Source organism: Streptomyces sp. NPDC058964 (genome assembly GCF_042741275.1).
Taxonomy (GTDB): Bacteria; Actinomycetota; Actinomycetes; order Streptomycetales; family Streptomycetaceae; genus Streptomyces.
Map to the genome: position 1 here is coordinate 1 of NZ_JBHYKH010000075.1, position 5,030 is coordinate 5,030.

Below are 5,030 nucleotides of genomic sequence, written 5' to 3' on the forward strand. Positions count from 1 at the left end.
GGGCCCGGCCGAGGTGGCGGCCGGGCCCGGCGCGCGCCGGAGGTGGAAGCCAACGGCCGCGGAACAGGCCGTACAACCCATGGGGGTTCCAACGGGCAGCGTGGGTAGGCGAGTTGCAGTCGGGGGCGGGACCGGTACGCGCGATGGAACCCGCGCGACCTCCTGCCGTGTTCCCGCCCTCGGCCTTCCCACGGCCAAGCGCGGCTCAGCCGAGCCGCGGCAGCGCGTGAAGGTTCCGTCGCGCGTCTCCCGGGCGGCCGGGCGCGATTACCGGCGTGGCGGGCAGAGGAGTGACCAGCGGCCGAGACGATCCGTCGCCACCCGACCACACCGAGGCGGACCTCATGGTGCCGCTCGGCATCGAACTCCGCGTCGGAGCCCGCCCCTGGCGAGACGTACCGGCGCTGCACGGCCAGGACGCGGAGAGCGGCTCGCGAACAGCGTGCCGTGACTTCCCGCGTGCGGGCGGCTAGGCGGTGTCCCCGGACAGGCCGAGTTCGGCTATGACCAGTTTGCCGTCGCCGAGGGGGACCGTGTGGAACCGCTCGCAGAGCCGGGTGATCAAGTGCAGGCCGTGTCCCCCGATGCGGCGGGGGTCCGGGACGAGCAGTCGTGGCTGCCGCGGTGAGCGGTCGCGGACGGTGATTCGCAACAGGCCGCTTTCAGGGATGAGTTCCAAGAGGAGTTGGCCGGGGCCGGGTGCGTGACGCAGGGCGTTGGTGACGAGTTCGCTGACGACGATCTGGGCGTCCCGACTCGGCCGGTGGTCGGAGGGGTGTCCTGCCTGGACGAGTAGCGTGCGGACGGCGTGCCGGGTGTGGGCGATGGATGTCCCTTCGCTGTCCCAGGCGGCGCCGTATCGCAATGGCCCTGCCGAGTCGCGCTCATCCGTCGCCTGATTCCTGAGCGGGGTGACCATAGAGTTTCCTGTGCAGTTGGTTTGGCTTTCTGGTTGCTGATCGTCTGCGTTTCGCTGTCTTCGCCTACCCGCTGTGGCCGCGCTCATGGGGATGACCGCCGTCACGGCCTCCGCAGGGATCCGAATTCAAAATCGTGAAGTGTTCGAGGGTGCCGCTGATGGTCAACAGCCGGCTGACCGAGGGGTGCAGCGGGCCGAGCAGAATGAACTCGCGGCCGGCTGTGTCGTGCCGGCGCCGGGCTTTGAGGAGAGCGTTGAGAAGCATGCTGTCCGCGAAGGTGACCTGGGCGAGATCCACCACTGTAGTGGCAAGTGCCGCGAGGTCGGCGGCCTCCCAGGCGGCGTCGACGTCTTCGGCGTCGTAGTGGTCCAACTCTCCGCGCAGGATGATGTGCAGAGCCTGATCGCGGCGGGTGGTGTGGACGTTCGTGGCGTGGGCCGCAGGCATTGCGCCATCGTGGCACCCGGGCGTTTTTAGCGCCAACCCCCTGAGCAGGGAATACTGTGCTGCACGAGGCAAAATGCCTTCGGCGGGACCGTGACCGGCATCCACTTTCATGATCGACCGGCCGTTCGGGCCCCGCCTCGCGCGAGTTGCCGCCGCACCTCGTCGAGGTCGCCATCAGCACCACGCACGCGGACGGCTGCGCATCGGCGGAAACCCGGTGGGGCCCCGTCTCAGGTTCGCGGGCCGTCCTGGGAAGCGCTCGATGTGCTGCTACGCCTCACAGGAAGCGCCGGAGCGGGGTGACCGCAGCTTCCTTGGCGCGTTGCAGAACTGCCCGTCGTCTCCATCGCGTGAGGTCGATCTCCGCGCTGCGCAGCAGGTCTGCCTCGTAGTCGCGGTCGAGTGCGGCGGTGAACGTCTCGTCCAGGACGGCGAGCATGACCTCTTCGTCGTGGTCCATGGACCGGCGGTTGAAGTTGGTGGATCCGATGAGGGCGGCGACCGAGGCCACAGTGATGATCTTGGCGTGCATCATGGTCGGCTGGTACTGACGGATGTGCACGCCCGCCTGCAGCAGACGTGTGTAGTGGTGTTGACCGGCGAGCTGACAGGCGCGCTGGTCGGTGTGGGGGCCGGGCAGCAGGATCTCGACCCGCACACCGCGACGCGCGGTTTCGCACAGCAGGTCGATGAAATAGGTGTCAGGGGCGAAGTAGGCGGTGGCCAGCCGGAAGCGCTCCTCGGCAGAAGTGAGCATGACGCGGATGAGGGTCTGCATGTCCTGCCAGCCGATGCTCGCGGAGCCGCGGACGACCTGCACCACCGATGAGCCGGTCTGCGGGTGTTCCGTGAAGCGGTCACGGTCGTCGAAGAGTTCGTCGTGGCACTCCGCCCAGTTCTGTGCGAACGCTGCCGCGATGCCGTCCACGGCCGGACCGCGGACCCGGACGTGGGTGTCTCGCCACTCGGCAGGGTTGCGTGCGTTGCCGCACCATTCCTCCGCGATGCCGACGCCGCCGGTGAAGGCGGTGTGCTCATCGACGACGAGGGCCTTGCGGTGACAGCGGTGGTTCTGCTTGAACGGCGACAGCCAAACGGGTTTGCGGAACCAGGCCACCTGCACGCCCGCGGCGCTCATGAGGTCCAGTAGCCGCCGCTCGATCTCCTTGGCGCCGAAGCCGTCGAGCAGCAGTCGCACGCGCACCCCCGTGCGGGCGCGCTCGGCCAGAGCGACGGCGAAGTCGTGGGCGATCTGACCGCGCCAGTACACGAACGTCATCATGTCGATGGTGTGCCGGGCCGAACGGATCGCCCCGAGCATCGCGGGGAAGATCTCATCGCCGTTGCGCAGGGGCACCAGGTCGTTGCCTTCGGTCGCGGCGACGCCGATCAGCCGCTCCAGGCGGCGGCGCAGGCGCTGTTTGCCCGCTGTCGCGTCAGGTGTGGTGCCGCGAGCGGGGGGTGTCGGTACACCGTTGAGTATCACGCCGAATCTCCCACTGGGCCAGAAGACAGAACGTCACGGGCTGCCGGGCGAGCCCGAACAAGCGGATGCCCGGTCGGCACCGCCTCACTCCAGCCATCTGCCGGGACCGAGCCCACCCGAATCAGGGCCCCAGCCTCCTGGCCAAGCTCTACGCCCCGGACCGCGCCCAGTTGGTCATCATCGCGTACGAGCGCGGGCCGGCGGTGCGGGGGAGGCCGACGTGACGGCGGTGCGCGGGGCGTCCACCCGGGCGGCCGCCCACCTGGCGGCCGGAGTCTGCCGCGTGCGCTGGGCTCCGAATCGGCCGCGTCGAATGACTTACCGGGATCTGGCGCAGTAATTCGATGCCTTGCAGACCTGACCTCGTGTCGACCGTGCCCCGGGCCTGCGAGTCTGCGTTCATGGATATTTCGGTGAATTGTAATTGCGAAATACCCGGAACCTGTGCGAATCCGCGGAGGCTGAGTTTGGCTGAAAATCTACAGGCCGCGCGGGCGGCAGCACTGAGGGGTTTGTGGACAGAACCTGTGGCGATCGTGTGGACACATCGGCCTCGGCGTCGGTCAGGAGGACGCATCGGAGGGCAAAAGCGCAGATCGATGCGGGGTTGGCTGGTCCGTCCGGCTCGTTCGATCCGAGGCCGCACAGTGCTCGTTCCGCGCTGCGGAGTAGGCGGTATAGGCAAAATACAGGTGCCGTATGGAACCGGCCTCATGTGGCGCACGCCACGCCTATGCGGTTTTGAACCCCGCTTGGTGGAGCGGTCCCCTCCGCCCTATATGATCCTTCCGGCTTGACCGGCCGGATTTATTTTTGCTACGCGAGTGCTCGACGGCGTCACCACGCTCGGGTGGGGGCTCGTCGTACACGGGGGAGAAGAATGCAGTTCCTTGTCATGGGACCGATCCAGGCCTTGAATCAGGACAGGGAGGTGAAGCTGCGCGGATCGAAAATCACGACCGTGCTGGCTGCCCTGCTCCTGTCCCGGGGCCGGGTCGTGTCCGACAGTGTCCTGGCGGACTGGCTGTGGGGCGACGCCCCGCCCGCCACGGCCCAGGCGCAGATACAGACGTATGCCTCCCGGTTGCGCGGCCTGCTGGGACCGGAGGTGCGCATCGACCGACAGCGCCCCGGCTACCGCATCAGCAGCAGGGAGCACGGCCTCGATCTGCTGGAGTTCGAGCGACTGACCGCCCTGGGGCGCAATGCCATGGCGGCACGTCACCCCGAGGAGGCGTCCGCACACTTCAGTGCGGCACTGTCCCTGTGGCGGGGGCCCGCGCTTGCGGGCGTGAGTGATTTCCTCGCCACGGTCGAGGGGCCCCGTCTGGAGGAGGCGCGGCTGGTCGTTCTCGAGGACCGGATCGACGCGGACCTGGAGATCGGTCGCCATGGAGAGCTGATCGCGGAGCTGCTCGCCCTGGTGGCCGAGCATCCGCATCGGGAGCGGCCCCGTACCCAGCTGATGCGCGCGCTCCACCAGTGCGGGCGGCGTGTGGAGGCGCTGGAGGTGTACCACGACTACCGGCGGCTCCTCGTCAACGATCTGGGACTCGAACCCAGCGCACGGCTGCAGGAGGTGCACTACATGGTGCTCAACGAGGACCTGCCGTTACCGCGTCCGGCCCGGATCAGCGCGCGCGGCACACAGGGGGCTGTGCCCGAGATCTCCCACGACACGGGACCTTCCGCCGCCTGGACGCCGCTCGTACGGCCCGCCGAACTGCCGCCGGCTCCGGTCGACTTCACGGGACGAACCGCCGAGGTCGAGGACATCTGTGCCTGGATGACGGCCCGCGACGGGCACGGCGGATCCCCGCCGGTCTGCGTGATCCTCGGTATGCCGGGGATCGGCAAGACCGCACTGGCCCTCTTCGCCGCCCATCGCCTGCGGGACCAGTACCCGGACGGACAGCTCCACATCGATCTGGGGCCGAACGCCGCGGCCGAACCCAGCCAGGCGCTGCGCGACCTGCTGCAGGCGCTCGGCGTGGACGCCGCCGCCATGCCGGACAACCTGGAGGACCTGACCCGCTTCTACCGGAGCTGTGTCTCCGGCCGTCGGCTGCTCATCGTCGTTGACAACGCGCTCAACGAGGAGCAGATCCGCCCCCTGCTCCCCGGCACCTCCGGTTGCGGAGTGCTGATCACCAGTCGCGGCCGGCTTGCGGCACTGG

At 68.6% G+C, this 5,030-nt stretch carries 5 protein-coding genes; 2 read left to right on the forward strand and 3 right to left on the reverse strand.

Annotation, left to right across the window (positions count from 1 at the left end; all coding sequences use genetic code 11):
* Positions 1-275 precede the first annotated feature (275 nt).
* Positions 276-473, forward strand: a complete 198-nt coding sequence (locus ACFW2E_RS12675; RefSeq protein WP_384465562.1) for a hypothetical protein — start codon at positions 276-278, stop codon at positions 471-473.
* Here the strand turns inward: ACFW2E_RS12675 and ACFW2E_RS12680 are convergent.
* From ACFW2E_RS12680 to ACFW2E_RS12690, 3 genes are all read right to left on the reverse strand, one after another.
* Positions 470-919, reverse strand: a complete 450-nt coding sequence (locus ACFW2E_RS12680; RefSeq protein ID WP_384465563.1) for an ATP-binding protein — start codon at positions 917-919, stop codon at positions 470-472. The two genes, ACFW2E_RS12675 and ACFW2E_RS12680, sit on opposite strands and share 4 nt — an antisense overlap.
* 64 nt (positions 920-983) lie before the next feature.
* Positions 984-1,367, reverse strand: a complete 384-nt coding sequence (locus tag ACFW2E_RS12685) for an STAS domain-containing protein (RefSeq protein ID WP_384465565.1) — start codon at positions 1,365-1,367, stop codon at positions 984-986.
* Between the two features lie 277 nt (positions 1,368-1,644).
* On the reverse strand, positions 1,645-2,853 hold the full coding sequence (locus ACFW2E_RS12690; protein ID WP_384465567.1) for a phosphatidylserine/phosphatidylglycerophosphate/cardiolipin synthase family protein: 1,209 nt from the start codon (positions 2,851-2,853) through the stop codon (positions 1,645-1,647).
* An 880-nt stretch (positions 2,854-3,733) separates the two neighbouring features.
* Here ACFW2E_RS12690 and ACFW2E_RS12695 point away from each other — a divergent pair.
* On the forward strand, positions 3,734-5,030 hold a 1,297-nt coding region (locus tag ACFW2E_RS12695; RefSeq protein ID WP_384465569.1), incomplete at its 3' end, for a BTAD domain-containing putative transcriptional regulator.

What these genes read in the sequence shown, in the direction of transcription:
- ACFW2E_RS12680 (WP_384465563.1), bottom strand. Translation starts at nt 919, where the DNA reads ATGGTCACCCCGCTCAGGAATCAGGCGACGGATGAGCGCGACTCGGCA.
- ACFW2E_RS12685 (WP_384465565.1), bottom strand. Translation starts at nt 1,367, where the DNA reads ATGCCTGCGGCCCACGCCACGAACGTCCACACCACCCGCCGCGATCAG.